Consider the following 15665-nt stretch of genomic DNA (forward strand, 5'->3'; position numbering starts at 1 on the left):
GGTCGCTGACTCTGAGGGCTCCGGAGGGGCCTTGGCGGGGCTCCGGAGGGGCCTTGGCGGGGCTCCGGAGCGACTCGAGCAGGTTTCAGCCGGGGCCCGGCCCGGTCAGTTGTCCGGGTCGGTGGGCGAGTCTGTGCCCGGACGGTGGTCCGACTGTCGGCGGTGGTTCTCACGCTCCACCCGCCACAGGAACTCGGGGTCGTCGTCAGGTCCCACTGCTCTGCCCGACCTGCCAACCGGTCTGCCGCCATCTCGAGCGGCGGTGGTGGCGGTCGGACCGAACGCCTTCCAGAACAGGACTGCGAGCGTTATCAGGCCGATGAACGCCAATAGGTAGATCACGGTGCACCTCCTGCTACGAGGGTAGCCGCGTCCGGGTCGTCCGGGTATCTACCTGCCGGACGGTGCGTTCTACGAGTGATGGGCCTCGGTCGTCAGCGACGTCAGGAGCGCCAGCACCTCGGCCTCTCGGAACCTCCGGTGTCCGCCGGGGGTGCGCAGAGATCCGAGCCGGCCGGCGTGCGCCCAACGCGTGACGGTCTTGGGGTCGACGTGGAACAGTGCGGCGACCTGGCCCGGGGTCAGCAGGGCTTCCTTGGCGCCGTTGTAGGTGGGTGCGCTCATCGATCCTCCAACTGTCGGGGCCTACCCGTCGGGGTCGGCCGGGGGATTCGGGACCGGTTCGTTTGTCTACCGGCTCCGACATCGTGGCACCACACCCCCCAGGTACTCGAACGATCTAAAGTTGGTAAAGGGGAGGTAATGGACAAATCGGACTACTCGGGCTGGGGTGTTGTGGGGTGTGCACAGGAATCGGCAATCCCGGTACGAAGGGGGCGGACGGCCCCTAGGGTGGGGCCTGTCTGCTCAGACGCACCGAGGCCGACAGAAGCCGATTACGGGGGCGGAACGCCGAGGTGCCCGGGTGGTTGACCGCCAATCAGTCCCACACCCCCGTCGGCCGTGGCCTGGTCCGGGTCAGGAGGGGGCATGCATGCTCGCCGACGCCATCGGCCCCAACGTCGGAACGAACATCTTCGACGGCGTCTACTGGGCGTTCCAGTAGTGTGCCACCGACAACCTCGGTCCCGGTGTCGTCCCGCTGGTGTTCTGACAGGTTCCGAGGGCGTTCCCGGGGAATCGCGCCACCAGGCGATAGGTAGGCTGGCACCGTGAGTGATGCAGCGCAGAATCGTCCCGAGAAGGCCAGTGAACAGGGCGCCGACGCCGCCCCCACCGTGACGACGGGTCACCTTGTCCGCGACGTCGTCCTCTACTCGGTGGCCCGGCTCGGCCTGGTCGTGATCCTCCTGGCGGTCATCCTCCTCGGCGGGAAGCTGATCGGCGTCGAGGTTCCGTGGATCGTGGCCGCGCTGTTCGCCGTCCTGATCGCGCTGCCGTTGTCGCTGGTGTTGTTCTCGAAGCTGCGCAAGCGGGTCAACGAGGACATCGCCTCGGTCGACGCGCGCCGCCGGGCCGACAAGGCCGACCTGCATGCGAAGCTGCGGGGCGAGGACCGCAAGCAGTGACGACCGTCCTCGACCGTCGCGGTTCCCGCGCCTGGGTCGACAATGCGGTCCGCCTCATCGAGGCCGACGCCCAGCGCAGTGCCGACACCCACCTGCTGCGTTATCCGCTGCCGCCGTCGTGGAACGTGCAGCTGTATCTCAAGGACGAGTCCACGCACATCACCGGCAGCCTCAAGCATCGGCTGGCGCGCTCACTGTTCCTGTACTCGATCTGCAACGGCTGGGTCACCGAGAACACCACGGTGATCGAGGCGTCGTCCGGCTCGACGGCCGTCAGCGAGGCGTACTTCGCGAACCTGCTGGGCCTCGACTTCGTCGCCGTGATGCCCGCGAGCACCAGCCCCGCCAAGATCGCACTGATCGAGGCGCAGGGCGGCCGCTGCCATTTCGTCACCGATCCGTCGCGCATCTACGACGAGTCGCACCGTCTGGCCGCCGAGACCGGCGGGCACTACATGGACCAGTTCACGCACGCCGAGCGTGCGACCGACTGGCGGGGCAACAACAACATCGCCGAGTCGATCTTCACGCAGCTGCAGCAGGAGGATCATCCGATCCCCGAGTGGATCGTGGTGGGCGCCGGCACCGGCGGCACGGGCGCGACCATCGGCCGGTTCCTGCGGTACCGCAAGCTCGACACCGGCCTGTGTGTCGTCGACCCGGAACACTCGGTGTTCTTCGACGCGTGGCGGGCGGGCGATCCGACTGTCACGGGGGAGCGGGGCTCCCGGATCGAGGGCATCGGGCGGCCGCGGGTGGAACCGTCGTTCATCGGTCAGGTCGTCGACCGCATGGTCAAGGTGCCCGACGCCGGCTCCATCGCGGCGATGCGGCACGCGAGCGACACGCTGGGCCGCAAGGTGGGCGGTTCCACCGGAACCAACCTGTGTGGTGCGTTCGGCCTCGTGGGCGAGATGCTCGCGGCCGGCCGCAGCGGCAGCGTCGTGACGCTGCTGTGCGACGGCGGCGAACGCTACTCCGGCACGTACTTCGACGACGCCTGGGTCGCATCCGAGGGGATCGACCTCACCGGTCCCGCGGCGGTGCTCGACGAGTTCACGAAGACCGGGCGCTGGACGGCGTCGTAGGTCCCGGGTCGATCGGCACGTGCCGGGTCATGGCGATCCGGGGCCAACGGTCCAGGCCGCGTTCGGACTCCGCGTCGAGGACGGCACGCAGGCCCGGTCCCAGGTCGTCGTCCGCGATCGCCGTGAATCCGAGGCGCCGGTAGTACGGGCCGTTCCACGGCACGTCGACGAACGTGGTGAGCGTCAGCTCGGGAAGCCCGCGGTCGCGCGCCCACTCGTCGAGGTGATCGATCAGGGCCGCGCCGATGGCGCGCCGGGCGTGGCTCGGGTGCACCGAGATCTGCTCGATGTGCGCGTTGCCGTCGACGACGTCGACGAGGCAGAACGCCACCGGCCGCTGCGCGTGCTCCGCCCACACCCAGAGGCGGCCCTCGGCGAAGTGCGTCTCGAACAGTGCGAGCGGGGGCGGATCGTCGTCGGCGATCGCGTCCATCCCCACGTCGCGGAACGCCGAGCCCGCCGCGACGTCGATCTCCGGGAGATGCGGCAGGTCGGCGGGCTCGGCGAGGCGGATCATCGCTCAGCCCTTGGAGACGACCTGCGACGCGATCGCGGTGCCGGCGGCGACGACACCGACGGACGGCCACGCGCCGATCTTCTTGGCGAGCGGGTGCGAGCCACCGAATGCGCCGACGTAGGTGCCCAGCAGCGCCGCGGCGCGGCCCGCACCGGAGCTCTTGGCCCAGTTGTAGGTGCACACGCCACCGACCGCGGCCAGCACGGCGCCGCCCAGCTGACGGTTCCCGGTCTGCCGCGCGACGGCGTATCCGCCGACCAGTCCGGCTGCGGCGAGAGCGGAGGTGGCGGTCTTGTTCAGCATCGTGGAGTTCTCCCGTTCCGAGTGTGTGTCAGTCGATTCGAGGCTACCGACAGGCTCGCGCGTGCGGACATGAGAACCCTCACGCGTGCCGTTTCTCGTTAACCGGGAAAACGTCTGCGCCTCCATCGACGAGCGACGGATCATGGCTGAATGTCACATGCGTTCAGTCCGACCGAACGCATGTGACATCGGGCCAGGGGTCCGATCCGCAGACCTAGGAGGAACCGTGTCGTCACAGCCTGCACCCACCCGCCCGGCGTTCAGCCCCGGAGCACTGCTCCCGGGTAAGCGCGCGATCGTCACGGGCGGCTCCCACGGGATCGGCGGCGCGATCGCGCGGTCCTTCGCGGCCCACGGCGCGCACGTCCTGGTGGTCGACATCGACGCCGATGCCGCTCGCGCGCTGGAGTTCGACACCGCGGCGGGCGGTGCGATCGACGTCCTCGAGTACGACGTCCTGGACGCCACGGTCCCCGGCGAGATCGTCGAGTTCGCGCCCGACGTCCTGGTGAACAATGCCGGCCACTTCCTGCGTCCGCCGCGTCCCTTCGCGGAGACCGAGCCGGCGTTCTGGTCGGAGATCGGCGGGATCAACCTCGACCACGTCCTGCGGCTCACCCATGCGGTGCTGCCGGGCATGGCCGAGCGCGGCCGGGGCGGCTCGATCATCAGCCTCACGACCGTCGAGGCGCATCGGGCCATCCCCGGGCATTCCGTGTACGCGGCGTACAAGGCAGCCGTCACGCAGTTCAGCCGCAGCCTGGCCGTCGAGGTCGGACGGTCCGGTGTCCGGGTCAACGTGATCGCACCCGACCTGATCGAGTCCGTGCAGGTCCCGTACACCGAGTGGCTGTCGGAGGAGGAGTGGGCGAAGTGGCCGACATGGGCGCCGCTGGGCGGCCCCGGTCAGCCGGACGACGTCGCCGGCGCCGCGTTGTTCCTGGCGTCCGATCTGGGCCGCTACACGACGGGCACCACCGTGCACGTCGACGGCGGCACGTTCGCGGCCGGCGGCTGGTTCCCGAAGCCCGAGGGCGGCTGGACCAACCGTCCGCGCAACCCGTGACCTGCCTTTCATTCTCCGGAAGGTTCATCGTGTCTGTCGACAAGCCCACCCTCGGTCTCGACGTCCCCAACGCAAGACCGAGCGGGTGCGTCTGGGCACCGGGATCGTGATCGCGGCCCTGCGCGGCCCTGCGCGGCGACGCGGTCCTGGCGAGGACCGCCGCGACGCTCGACCTGATCTCGGGTGGGCGTCTCGATCTCGGGGTCGGGACCGGTTGGCAGGAAAGGGAGTACGAGGCGGCCGGACTGGACTTCGCCGACCGGGGACCGTTGCTCGACGACACGCTCGCCGCGTGCCGCACGTTGTGGGCGGGCGGCCCGGCGTCGGTGTCCACGCCGAGCCTGTCGTTCGACGACGCCTACTGCTCGCCGCCTCCGGCGCCGGGGCTCAGCATCCCGATCATGGGCGCAAACCTACGGTCCCGTAGGTTGTGTACCGTGGGATCGGGTGGGGGCATCCGATCGAGAGGCTCGCACATGACCCGGCCCGACGTGACGCTCGAGAACTACGAGGACGTCTACCGCTTCTATCTGGATCATCAGCAGAATCGGCTCGTCGCGAATGCCGCCTACGCTGCGCTCAGCGCACGCTTCCGGCCGCGGACCCGCTACGCGGACGGTGCCCGTCGGCAGTTGCAGGAGTTGCTCGGCAGCGGCACGCGACTGATCGTCGCAGCCAATCACGTGACGGACCGGGACCAGTACACGCTCGCCGCGACCGCGTGGCAGTCGCCGCTGCGCCGCGCGATCGGGCGGACCCGCGTGCTCGCGAAGGACGAACTGTTCGTGGATCCGAAGCTGCGCCGGAAGATCGACATGATGGGGTCGATTCCGGTGTTCCGTGGCAAGGACCACGGGATGCGGGCGGTCGCGGATGCGGGCCGCCGGATGATGGAGATCTCGGCACAGCGACTGCACCGCGGCGACGTGCTCGCGATCTTCCCCGAGGGGACCTGCAACGACGTCGACCCCAGCCGCGTCCAGAAGATCAACAGCGGCATCGGGCACATCGCGGTGAAGGCGCGCAAGCTCGGCTCCGCTCCGGCGCTGCTGAGYCTCGGCATCCGCTACCGTCCCGGCGGCGTGGCCGATGTCTACATCTCGTCCCCGGTTCTCGACCTCCCGACGACACCCATGGACATCACCCGGGTGGTGGCCGCCGACATGCAGGCCGCGGTGGACGGGGCGTTCGACACCGTCGACGGTCAGCGGACTCCGTCGCGGTAGCTCTCGAAACAGCCTTCCGCGAAACGCGTCCGGTCGAGTTCGCCGACCTGGATGACGCCGCCGTCGTACCAGACCTGCATGCCCGCGGACAGTTCCGCGCCCTGCCTGCACCACTGGTGCAACTGCTCGTCCGTCGGGTCGACCGGATTGAACTGCATGTACATCACGGCCTGGTTGGCGCCGTATTGACGACCGGCCGCCACGGAGGCGTCGACACCGAGCGGGAACCGGCCGGCGGCGATGCCGACCACGGCGAGCAAGATCCCCGCGCCGAGGGCCGTCCACCAATTGACTCGGCACACGGGCATGCGCAGATGCTAGTGCGGCAATGCGCGGAATGCCGTCGTTCTCCGGGTTTTTGCGTGGCAGGCTGGCGTCATGGACACGAACATGGCCTCGTTCCTCGCGGCCCTCGACGAGCTGATCCGCCGGGCCACGCTGCGGATCGACCGTCCCCGAGGCAGTGCGCACCCGCGGTTCCCCGAGGTGGTCTATCCCGTCGACTACGGGTTCCTCGAGGACACCGGCGGTGGTGACGCCGAGGGCGTCGACGTGTTTCGCGGCTCGGCCGCCGGCGCCGGACTGGTGGGTGTCGCTCTCACCGCGGATCTGACGAAGCGGGACGTCGAGGTGAAACTGCTGTTGGACTGTTCGGACGACGAGATCGAACTCGTCGAGCACTTCCTGCAAGAGCGTCTGCGCCTCAACGCCGCCGTCATCCGTCGCGCATGAGCGCGCATTCGCCCGTTACGTCCGGCGGTCCGGTTCGTGCCAGCATGTGGACATGACATTTCTGATACGCCTGGTGATCAACGCGGTCGCCATCTGGCTGGCCTCGCAATGGGTCGACGGCATCACGATCGCCGACTCGGGCGAGGGCACCGGAAACGACGTGCTGATCATCCTCGGGATCGCGCTGCTGTTCACGGTCGTGAACGCGTTCGTCAAGCCGATCGTGCAGTTGCTGTCGCTGCCGCTGCTGATCCTCACCCTCGGCCTGTTCACTCTCGTGATCAACGCGCTGATGCTGATGCTCACGTCGTGGATCAGTTCGCAGACCGAGTGGGGCCTGAGCGTCGACGGCTTCTGGACGGCGGTGTGGGGTGCGCTGATCATCTCGCTCGTGAACTTCTTGCTCAGCGCACTGGTTCCGGACAAGAAGTGACATGACGATCCGCCGGGTCGTTCCCGACATCCACGCGAAATCGCTCGACGACAGCCGCGACTTCTATGCCGCGCTGGGCTTCGCCGAGGTGATGAATCAAGGGTGGGTGATGACGATGGCGTCACCGTCGAATCCCACCGCCCAGGTGACGCTGATGGGCGACGACGCGACGGCGCCGGTCCACCCCGACATGAGCGTCGAGGTGGACGATGTGGACGCGGTGTACGAGGCGATGGTCGCGCGCGGCGCGACCATCGTCCATCCGCTGCAGGACGAGGAGTGGGGTGTCCGACGGTTCTTCGTCCGTGATCCGGACGGGAAGGTCGTCAACGTTCTCGGGCACCGTACCGCGACCGACTAGCTGCGTACGGCTCAGCCGAGACCGAGTGCGAGTCCGGTGGCCGTGGCCCACACCAGCATCGACATGCCGGTGACCGCGAGGGCCGGGATCAGTGCGGGTCCCCGGCCACCGGTCCGCACGGGCGCGTTGGCCTTGATCGCGAGCGGAAGCGCGATCAGACCGACGAGCGCCCACGGCGTGCGCGCGACGAGCGCGAGGGTCACCACGAACGGCGCCACCAGCAGCGCCAGGTGCAGGGTGCGGGTGCGGGCGTCCCCCAATTTCACTGCGAGGGTGATCTTCCCGGATTCGGTGTCGGTCGGGATGTCGCGCAGGTTGTTCGCCACCAACACCGCGCTCGAGTACGAGCCGACCGCGATCGCGGCCAGCAGACCCGCCCAGTCGACACGCTCGGCCTGTACGAACTCGGTGCCGAGCACCGCGACCAGACCGAAGAACACGAACACCGCGATCTCGCCGAAACCGCTGTAGCCGTAGGGCTTCTTGCCGCCCGTGTAGAACCAGGCGCCCAGGATGCAGACTGCGCCGATCAGGATCAGCCACCACGCCGAGACCAGGGCGAGGGCGATGCCCGCGACCGCGGCCACCGCGAAACAGCCCATCGCGGCGCCCTTGACCGCACCGGGCGAGGCCAGCCCGGACCCGACGAGGCGCAGCGGGCCCACCCGCTCGTCGTCGGTGCCGCGGATGCCGTCCGAGTAGTCGTTCGCGAAGTTGACGCCGACGATCAACGCCAGCGAGACCACCAGCGCCAGCAGCGCCTTCCACCACACCGCGCCGTCGAGGGACGCCGCCGCGCCGGTACCGGCGAACACCGGAGCGATCGCATTGGGCAGGGTGCGCGGTCGGGCGCCCTCGATCCACTGGGACACAGAAGCCATGCGCCGATCCTTTCACCCTCGTCGAATCGGGTGGCCGCACGGTCGGGTACTCCCATAGGCTTGTCGCCGGTGCAAACCGTGACGAGCGATCCCCAGTCCCCGGCACCCACGGAGCCGCCGGTCGAGGTGGCGCTGTTGGGTGGCGTTGCCACACGCCGAGACGGTGTCCTGATTCCGTTGCCCGGGCCGCGCGCCCGCGCTCTGTTGGTGGCGCTCGCGCGGCGGCCCGGACACAGCCGCAGCGCCGCGGCGCTGGTCGAGGACGTCTGGGGTGACGCCCCGCCGAAGTCCCCGGCCAACGCCCTGCACACACAGATCTCCCGGCTGCGCTCGGCGCTGCCGGACGGGGCGATCGAGGCCGGTCCGGCCGGCTACCGGCTTGCCCTTGCACCGGAACAGGTCGATCTGACGCGCGCGCGTCTGCTCGCGCGGGAAGCGGGACAGCGTCACGCCGACGGGGACCAGCGGGGCGCGCTGGACGCGGTGCGCCGGGCCCGGGCGCTGTGGCGCGGCGAGCCGGGGGCGGACCTGCCCGGCGGCGACCTCGCCGACGACCTGGCGACCGAGGCCGCGTCGCATCGCGGCGCGCTCGACGCGGTGGAACTCGCTGCGCTGCTGGCGTCCGGCGAGTTCGCCGTCGCGCTGCCGATCGCGCGTGCCGCGGCGGGTGCGTCGCCGCTCGACGAGGGCGCGCACGCGCTGCTCATGGAGTGCCTGCACGGCTCGGGTCGATCCAACGAGGCGCTCGAGGTGTTCGCAGGGTTGCGCGGCCGGTTGGCCGATCGCCTGGGCGTGGACCCGTCCGCCCGGCTCGTCGACCTCAATGCCGCCATCCTGCGCGGCGATCGGACCGATCGCGCGGCGCGGAAGGAGTCGGGCGGTGCGGTGGAGACAGCGGAGGCAGCGGAGGCAGCGGGGTTTTCGGAGGCGGCAACCCGGATGCTGCCCAACGTGATCGGGCTCCGCGCCGCGCCCAACCCGCTGCTCGGACGGAAGACCGATCTGGCGGCGCTCGAACTGCTGCTGGCGTCGTCGCGGGTGGTGACCGTCCTGGGGCCCGGTGGCACCGGCAAGACGCGGGTCGCGCACGCGGTGGGGGCCGAGGTCTCGGGCCGGATGCCGGTTGCGCTCGTCGAACTCGCGCCGCTGCGCAGCGGCGAGGACCTGATCGCCGCGATCAGCGGCACCCTCAGTCTGAGCGAGGCCGACCTCACGCCGGGCGCGCTCACCCGCACCCGGATCCACGACGCGCGCCAGCGGTTGCGCGACGCGCTGTCGGCCCGACCGTCGCTGCTGATTCTCGACAACTGCGAGCACCTGATCGACGACGCCGCCGACGCGGTGTCCGACCTGATCGCCGCGAGCCCGCACCTGACGGTCCTCGCGACCAGCCGGTCGCCGATGTCGATCACCGCGGAGGCGGTGTATCCGCTGGCACCGTTGGCGATCGACGACGACGGATCGCCCGCCACCGAACTGTTCCGGGCACGGGCGCTCGCGGTGCGCCCCTCGGTGCGTCTGGACGACGGTGAGGTCGAGCGCCTGTGCCGGACGCTGGACGGGCTGCCGCTCGCGATCGAGCTCGCCGCGGCACGGGTCCGCACACTCAGCGTCGAGGAGATCAACGCCCGACTGGTGGACCGGTTCGCGCTGCTGCGTTCGGGGGACCGGACGTCGCCGGAACGGCACCGCACGCTCCGTGCCGTGATCGACTGGAGTTGGAACCTGCTCGAGGAGCCGGAGCAGGCGGCGTTGCGTCGAATATGCCGATTCCCGGCAGGATTCACGGCCGACGCCGCGGTCGCCGTGGCGCAGTGGGGCGAGGTCGTCGACGTCGCCGATGCACTCGAGGGCCTGGTGAACCAGTCGATGCTGTCGGTGGTCGAACCGCCCGACGGCGCCGATGCCGTGGGGCTTCGGTACCACATGCTCGAGACCGTGCGGGAGTTCGGCGAGGAGCAGTCGGACGGTGACGAGGACGCCGAGGTGCGTCGTCGGACGGTCGAGTGGGCGGAGTGCTTCTCGCGGGAGGTGTTCCACGACTTCATGTCCGGCCGTCAGATCGCGGCGGCGCACCGTGTCGAGGCCGAGCACGACAACCTGCTCGCGGTGCTGCGATATGCGCTGTCGGAGAAGCTCGTTCGCGCCGTCTTCACGATCTTCCCCGTGCTCGGCGGCATGTGGGCCTTTCGCGGCGCGCACTCCGAGGTCTTCGCGTGGGCACCGCGAGTGCTCGAACTCGACGATTCCGGCCTCCCCGCCGAGGACGTACCCGCGGATCACCTCGCGGCGGCGTACGTGCTGGCCGCCGCCCACATGGCGATGGGAGGCAATCTGCGCGTGGTCGCGATTGCCCGCACTCGTCTGCGACGACTGCTCGCCGCCCGCACGGACATCAGCGGGTCGTCGCGGGTGAACGCCACACTGATGTTGGTGCCCGGATCGGGGCGCGGCCTGGCGCGGACGCTCGCGACGGCGGTGCGGTCGACCGACCCGGGGGCGCGCAGCTCCGCGTTGATCGCGCGCGCCAACCTCCGGGAGAACATCGGGGACCTGTTCGGTTCGGAGTCCGACGCACGGCAGGCGCTCGCCCTGGCGGAGGAACTGAACGACAGCTGGGGCCTGGCGATGGTGTGTCAGCACCTCGGCGGCCTGTACTCCCAGTCCGCGCGCTACGGCGAAGCGGTCGAGTTCTACCGGCGGTCCGCCGAAGTCCTGTGGACGATGCACCTGTACGACGAGAGCCTGCAGGTGCGCGGTTTCATGGTGGCTGCTCTCGTCGGTGCCGACCGGATCGCCGACGCGCGCACCGAACTCGCGGCGCTCGTCCCGCTGCACGCGAGCGCGCAGGGCAGCGGCGCGAACAGCGATCACGACACGAACAACCAGGCAGCGTTGTCGGCGAGTACCGCGGAGGCCGATCTGGCCACCGGTGTCGTCGATCGGGGACTGGCCGAATACCGCCGGGCGGCCGAACAGGCCGGCGACCTCGCGGGCGAGCTTCCGGCCGATCCGTTCGAGATCATGGTCGTGTCCGCTGTCGTGGACGCGCACGTACTCGCCGGACGCTCGGAACTTGTCGCAGATCTGGCACTTCGCCTCGAAGCCGTTGCGATGCAGCGCCTCGGTTCCCGCGGATACCCGGATCTACCGCAGACCGGGGCGGTCGCGTGCGCTGTCGGTAGCTTCGCCGTCGCCACCGGCCGCGCCGTCGAACGTGGGGTGCGGTTGCTTGCGCTCGCAGCGAAAGTCAAAGCACGCCAGGACTATCCGTCGATGAGACTGGAAAGACATCTGGAGCTGGCGAAGGATCTGCTCGGTCACGATGCCGTTGCGGCGGCGCTGGCGTCCGTGGAGGGGACGCCGCGCGCCGCCGCGCGTCGCGAGATACTCGGCCTTCTCTCCGAGACGGAGGCGTGAGGCCTCAGGTCCTGCGCATGTAGGTCCGCACCGTGAGCGGGGCCATGATCGCGACGATGACGGCGGCACCAACCAGTGCATACACCGCGTGGATACCGAAGTGGCCGTCGTTGGCGAGTTCGCGGACCGCGGTCACCAGGTGCGAGACGGGGTTGACGTTCACGAACGCCTGCATCCAGCCCGGCATCGTGTCGGACGGTACGAACGCGTTCGACATGAACGTGAGCGGGAACAGGATCATCATCGAGACGCCCTGCACGGCGGAGGCCTTGCTCATCAGCACGCCCATGAGTGCGAAGATCCAGCTGATCGCGAACGCGCACACCATGATCAGCAGCGCCGCGCACACCACGCCGACGAATCCGCCACCCGGGCGGTAACCCATGGCGATGCCGACGACGATCGTGATGGTGGTCGCGATCGCGTACCGCACGACGTCGGCGAGCAGGGCCCCGGACAGCGGGGCGATCCGGGCTATCGGCAGCGATTTGAACCGGTCGAACACCCCCTTGTCCATGTCCTCGCGCAACTGGGTGCCGGTGACGATCGATGCCGTGATCACCGTCTGGACGAGGATGCCGGGGATGATGATGGGCAGGTACGACTTCACGTCGCCGGAGATCGCGCCGCCGAAGATGTACGTGAACATGAACGTGAAGATCACCGGCTGGATCACGACGTCGAACAGTTGCTCGGGGTTGTGCTTGATCTTCAGGATGCCGCGGTACGCCATCGTGAAGGTGTGGGCGATCGCGTCCCGGAGGTCGATGCGGTCGGCGGCTTCGATCGTCCGCGTGTCTCCCTGTCGCGCAGGCGAGGTGAGTGTGGTGGTCATGCGGCGTCTCCTTCGGACTCGGCAGTGTCGTGCCCGGTGATGGTGAGGAAGACCTCGTCAAGGCTCGGCTTCGACACGGTGATCTCGTCCACCGCGATGGACCGGTCGCGCAGGTGCACGAGAAGATCCGCGGTGATCGACGGATCGGTCAGCGGCGCGGTGATACGTCCGGACTCCGGCGTGACCGCTGCCTCGATGCCGAGCATCGCGGAGATCACGGACCGGGCTTCCTCGGTCTGCGTGCGATCGGCGAGGGTCAACTGCAGTGCCGACACTCCGACCGACGCCTTCAGTTCGTCGGCGGTGCCGTCGGCGATCACACGACCGTGGTCGATCACCGCGATCCGGTCCGCCAGTTGGTCGGCCTCGTCGAGGTACTGCGTGGTGAGCAGTACCGTCGAGCCCTCGGCGACGAGCCTGCGGATGGTGTCCCACATCTGCGCGCGGGTGCGCGGGTCGAGGCCCGTGGTGGGCTCGTCGAGGAACAGCAGCGGGGGACGGGCGATGAGGCTGGCCGCGAGGTCGAGTCTCCGGCGCATGCCGCCGGAGAAGTTCTTCAGCGGCTTCGACGCCGCCTCGGTGAGTCCGAACTCTTCGAGGAGTTCGACGGCCTTGCGCTTGGCGTCGGCGCGGCCGAGGCCGAGCAGCCGCGAGAAGATCACGAGGTTCTCGGTGGCGGTGAGGTCTTCGTCCACCGACGCGTACTGGCCGGTGACGCCGACGAGGGAACGGACGGCCGTCGATTCGCGGACGACGTCACGGCCGAAGATGCGGGCCTCGCCGCCGTCGGGCCGCAGCAGGGTCGCGAGCATCCGGACTGTCGTCGTCTTGCCGGCGCCGTTGGGGCCGAGCACGCCGTACACCGAACCGGTCGGGACGGTGAGGCTGACGCCGTCCACGGCCCGCTGCTGCCCGAAGGTCTTGACGAGCCCGACGGCCTCGATGGCCGGGGGTGAGGTATCGAGGTTCATGGCACAACCATGACGGTGCCCTCTTGCACCGCCCTTGCACCGCGCTTGCGTCCGGACACGCGCCGGGCTCGCGGTGCAATGCACCGCGGGCCCGGGTCTTCGTGCGGGTCGAGCTACTTCAGTAGGCCACCGATCAGGTCGCCGATGTTCGGGATGAAGTCACCGAGGCTGCCGGTGATCGTCCCGAGGCTGCCGAAGGTGTCACCGACACCGACGAGGACCGGATCGCCCAGCTCGGGAACGGGATTGGCCAGCGACACACACGCGCCCACGACGGCGTACATGCCACCGGTGAGGGCCGGTGTCGTGTACGCCTTGGTGACACCCGCGCCGACGCTGTCGAGACCACTGGTCCAAGCAACGAATCCGGGCTCGAGCAGCTTGAGCGGGTCGTCGACCGCCTCGGGCACCTTGACGGAGTCGATCGCGACGGCACCGCACGTGCTCGTCGGGAAGTCGACGTTGGGGTTGGTGATGGAGACGGCGATCGCATCTCCGGCGGCCTCCGCCGTCACGGTGGGTCCAGTGAAGGTGGCGGGCGCGGCGGACGCGAGCGCGGGAGCAGCGATCAGGGCCGCGGCGGCGACGGCACTCCCTGCCGCCAGACGGGTGACGAGTGAGGTGGAACGTAAGCGCATGGTGTGGACCTTTCGACAGTGGCCGGCTCGGCGCGAGGAACCGCGAGGCGGACACGGCGAGCGGATCAGGAAAGGATGCGCGGCGGCCCGGGCATCCCCGACTGGTGTCCGGACCGCCGCGCACGTTCTGTGGTGCGGGTGGTCTGTCAGGCGGGCTGAGACGATCCGGCCGAGATGGCCTTGATCAGTCCGTCGATGTTGCCCTCCAGGACGAAGTCGAGGACGTTCTCGAGTGCGCCGTTGCGCAGGCTGCCGAAGATCGCGTCCTCGGGCAGGCTGACGACCTGGGGCTTGCCCAGCACCGGCGTGCCGCCGTTGGCCGAAGTGCATTCGCCGACAACGGCAAACACGCCGTCGTTGAACTCCGGCGTGGTGAAGGACTTGGTGTCGGACGCGCCGACGCGGGCCTTGTCGGAGACCTTCCAGAACGTGAATCCGGGCTCGAAGAGCTTGGAGGGATCCTTCTCCAGTTCACTCGCGCGCGACGCGGCGAAGGCGTGGGCGCCACACGTGACGGAAGGATCGGTATTGGGGTTCGCCACCGTCACCGTGATGGTGCTGCTCGCGGCGGCCGCGGTGACCGTCGGCGCCTTGACCGCGGGTGCGGCCGACGCGAGGGCAGGGGCGGCGAGAGCGGCTGCGCCGGCAATCGCGACACCGGCCACACTGCGGGTGAACAGATTTCGAGTACGCACGTGCATGGACAACTCCTGTTGAGTACGAGTGTTCGAAACACGTGATCGCGGCGCCCGGCTCCCCGAAACCAAGACCCGAAACCAAGATCACTGGGGAGAAGCATCGGGGTTGGGTCAAGTTCCCGCAAGGTGAACCTCTCGGGGCCGTAACGAAATGCGGTCCTCGGTGCGAGGAATGTTCCGTTCCTACCGCCCGGTAACGATGTTTGATCAGCGGAAATCCCCACCGTACGAGCCGGTTTGGGACCTATGTAACAATCTTGTTTCAGTGGTCGTTAGGTATTCAATTGCTTGTTCAACTACCCGAATTTCGGGGCGGTCGGTTCGCATCGGCCGGGCAGGGGTTTCCTGCCCGGCCGATGCTCCGACTCGGGCTACCCTGCGGCGAGCGAGCCGCCGGAGAAGAGGCCGCGGGCGATGCCCGCGATGTTTGCGGGGGCTGCGCTCGAACTGCCTGTGTACTGGCTGCGCGGAACCGACACCACCTGCGGATCGCTCGCGGACGGCTTCGGTTGTGTGGGCGAAACACATTCGCCCACAACGGCATAGAATCCGCGCGGGACGTCGAAGGTGTAGGTCCGGGACGAGTCGGCCGCGACGCGCTCGCTGCGTGCGGTCCGCCATGTCAGGAAGCCGGGTTCGTTGATCCTCGACGGATCCTCCTCGAGTGCGGAGAGCTTCGAGGCCTGGACCACGAACGCCCCGCAACTGCTGGTCGGATCGCTGTTGGGATTCTCGAGCGTCAGGTCGAAAGTGCTGTCGGTGACGGTGAACGTCACTGTGGGGCGGGTGAGCTCCACGGTTTCCGCGCCCGCAACTGCGGGTGCGGTGAGTGCCGACACGCCGACGAGGACGGCCCCGACGGTCGTGCGGCGTAACAGCTGAGATGTAGACGGACGTGTTTGCATGATCAACCCCTGTCGATGGAGTGTCGGTGGACAGGCGATCGCGGTGCTCGGTTCCCCGAAAC

19 protein-coding genes and 1 pseudogene are annotated in these 15665 nt (G+C 69.0%); 9 read left to right on the forward strand and 11 right to left on the reverse strand.

Annotated elements, in window-relative coordinates; all coding sequences use genetic code 11:
- Positions 1 to 105: 105 nt before the first annotated feature.
- Together AB4Z09_RS03270 and AB4Z09_RS03275 are read right to left on the reverse strand one after the other, a co-directional pair.
- Positions 106 to 342 (reverse strand): hypothetical protein, encoded by a 237-nt coding sequence (locus AB4Z09_RS03270; RefSeq protein WP_174912591.1) that lies wholly within the window; start codon positions 340 to 342, stop codon positions 106 to 108.
- 69 nt (positions 343 to 411) lie between these two features.
- Entirely contained in the window at positions 412 to 624 is a 213-nt protein-coding gene (locus tag AB4Z09_RS03275) for a BldC family transcriptional regulator (protein ID WP_114718721.1), read from the reverse strand.
- A 548-nt stretch (positions 625 to 1172) separates the two neighbouring features.
- Here AB4Z09_RS03275 and AB4Z09_RS03280 point away from each other — a divergent pair.
- A complete protein-coding gene (locus tag AB4Z09_RS03280) occupies positions 1173 to 1529 on the forward strand; it encodes a DUF4229 domain-containing protein (protein WP_114718722.1) in 357 nt (118 codons plus the stop codon).
- A complete protein-coding gene (locus AB4Z09_RS03285; RefSeq protein WP_174912588.1) occupies positions 1526 to 2617 on the forward strand; it encodes a PLP-dependent cysteine synthase family protein in 1092 nt (363 codons plus the stop codon). Before AB4Z09_RS03280 ends, AB4Z09_RS03285 begins: the two co-directional genes overlap by 4 nt.
- Here the strand turns inward: AB4Z09_RS03285 and AB4Z09_RS03290 are convergent.
- Positions 2586 to 3134, reverse strand: coding sequence for a GNAT family N-acetyltransferase (locus AB4Z09_RS03290; protein WP_174912586.1), 549 nt, complete (start codon positions 3132 to 3134; stop codon positions 2586 to 2588). The two genes, AB4Z09_RS03285 and AB4Z09_RS03290, sit on opposite strands and share 32 nt — an antisense overlap.
- 3 nt (positions 3135 to 3137) lie before the next feature.
- On the reverse strand, positions 3138 to 3437 hold the full coding sequence (locus tag AB4Z09_RS03295; RefSeq protein WP_114718725.1) for a hypothetical protein: 300 nt from the start codon (positions 3435 to 3437) through the stop codon (positions 3138 to 3140).
- Between the two features lie 226 nt (positions 3438 to 3663).
- Here AB4Z09_RS03295 and AB4Z09_RS03300 point away from each other — a divergent pair, with 226 nt between their 5' ends.
- From AB4Z09_RS03300 to AB4Z09_RS03310, 3 genes and pseudogenes are all read left to right on the forward strand, one after another.
- Complete coding sequence (locus AB4Z09_RS03300; protein WP_114718726.1) at positions 3664 to 4503, forward strand: SDR family NAD(P)-dependent oxidoreductase; 840 nt, start codon at positions 3664 to 3666, stop codon at positions 4501 to 4503.
- Between the two features lie 176 nt (positions 4504 to 4679).
- Positions 4680 to 4847: pseudogene (locus AB4Z09_RS03305) on the forward strand (LLM class flavin-dependent oxidoreductase); the annotation flags it as partial.
- Positions 4848 to 4979: 132 nt separating this feature from the next.
- A complete protein-coding gene (locus AB4Z09_RS03310) occupies positions 4980 to 5729 on the forward strand; it encodes a lysophospholipid acyltransferase family protein (RefSeq protein WP_174912584.1) in 750 nt (249 codons plus the stop codon).
- Here the strand turns inward: AB4Z09_RS03310 and AB4Z09_RS03315 are convergent.
- On the reverse strand, positions 5708 to 6037 hold the full coding sequence (locus tag AB4Z09_RS03315; RefSeq protein ID WP_174912583.1) for a succinate dehydrogenase: 330 nt from the start codon (positions 6035 to 6037) through the stop codon (positions 5708 to 5710). The genes AB4Z09_RS03310 and AB4Z09_RS03315 overlap by 22 nt on opposite strands.
- Before the next feature lie 70 nt (positions 6038 to 6107).
- Here AB4Z09_RS03315 and AB4Z09_RS03320 point away from each other — a divergent pair, with 70 nt between their 5' ends.
- From AB4Z09_RS03320 to AB4Z09_RS03330, 3 genes are read left to right on the forward strand one after another with little or no spacing between them, the layout of a single operon-like run.
- On the forward strand, positions 6108 to 6461 hold the full coding sequence (locus AB4Z09_RS03320) for an inorganic pyrophosphatase (RefSeq protein ID WP_114718728.1): 354 nt from the start codon (positions 6108 to 6110) through the stop codon (positions 6459 to 6461).
- A 52-nt stretch (positions 6462 to 6513) separates the two neighbouring features.
- Positions 6514 to 6894, forward strand: a complete 381-nt coding sequence (locus AB4Z09_RS03325; RefSeq protein ID WP_174912581.1) for a phage holin family protein — start codon at positions 6514 to 6516, stop codon at positions 6892 to 6894.
- A 1-nt stretch (position 6895) separates the two neighbouring features.
- On the forward strand, positions 6896 to 7255 hold the full coding sequence (locus AB4Z09_RS03330; RefSeq protein WP_174912579.1) for a VOC family protein: 360 nt from the start codon (positions 6896 to 6898) through the stop codon (positions 7253 to 7255).
- A gap of 11 nt (positions 7256 to 7266) precedes the next feature.
- Here the strand turns inward: AB4Z09_RS03330 and AB4Z09_RS03335 are convergent, their stop codons facing one another.
- A complete protein-coding gene (locus AB4Z09_RS03335) occupies positions 7267 to 8136 on the reverse strand; it encodes a 1,4-dihydroxy-2-naphthoate polyprenyltransferase (protein WP_174912577.1) in 870 nt (289 codons plus the stop codon).
- A gap of 69 nt (positions 8137 to 8205) precedes the next feature.
- Here AB4Z09_RS03335 and AB4Z09_RS03340 point away from each other — a divergent pair, with 69 nt between their 5' ends.
- Positions 8206 to 11556 (forward strand): BTAD domain-containing putative transcriptional regulator, encoded by a 3351-nt coding sequence (locus AB4Z09_RS03340; RefSeq protein WP_442239163.1) that lies wholly within the window; start codon positions 8206 to 8208, stop codon positions 11554 to 11556.
- Between the two features lie 4 nt (positions 11557 to 11560).
- On the opposite strand, the gene AB4Z09_RS03345 is transcribed toward AB4Z09_RS03340, so the two are convergent.
- From AB4Z09_RS03345 to AB4Z09_RS03365, 5 genes are all read right to left on the reverse strand, one after another.
- Entirely contained in the window at positions 11561 to 12391 is an 831-nt protein-coding gene (locus AB4Z09_RS03345; protein ID WP_174912572.1) for an ABC transporter permease, read from the reverse strand.
- On the reverse strand, positions 12388 to 13362 hold the full coding sequence (locus AB4Z09_RS03350; RefSeq protein ID WP_114718732.1) for an ATP-binding cassette domain-containing protein: 975 nt from the start codon (positions 13360 to 13362) through the stop codon (positions 12388 to 12390). Before AB4Z09_RS03350 ends, AB4Z09_RS03345 begins: the two co-directional genes overlap by 4 nt.
- A 113-nt stretch (positions 13363 to 13475) precedes the next feature.
- Positions 13476 to 14000, reverse strand: coding sequence for a hypothetical protein (locus tag AB4Z09_RS03355; RefSeq protein ID WP_174912569.1), 525 nt, complete (start codon positions 13998 to 14000; stop codon positions 13476 to 13478).
- 146 nt (positions 14001 to 14146) lie between these two features.
- The gene (locus tag AB4Z09_RS03360; RefSeq protein WP_429515917.1) at positions 14147 to 14701 is read right to left on the reverse strand and encodes a hypothetical protein; all 555 of its coding nucleotides are present in this window, start codon (positions 14699 to 14701) and stop codon (positions 14147 to 14149) included.
- 368 nt (positions 14702 to 15069) lie between these two features.
- The gene (locus AB4Z09_RS03365; protein ID WP_147283449.1) at positions 15070 to 15603 is read right to left on the reverse strand and encodes a hypothetical protein; all 534 of its coding nucleotides are present in this window, start codon (positions 15601 to 15603) and stop codon (positions 15070 to 15072) included.
- Positions 15604 to 15665 lie beyond the last annotated feature (62 nt).

The sequence above is a fragment of the Rhodococcus sp. TAF43 genome (assembly GCF_052113525.1).
Classification (GTDB): Bacteria; Actinomycetota; Actinomycetes; order Mycobacteriales; family Mycobacteriaceae; genus Prescottella.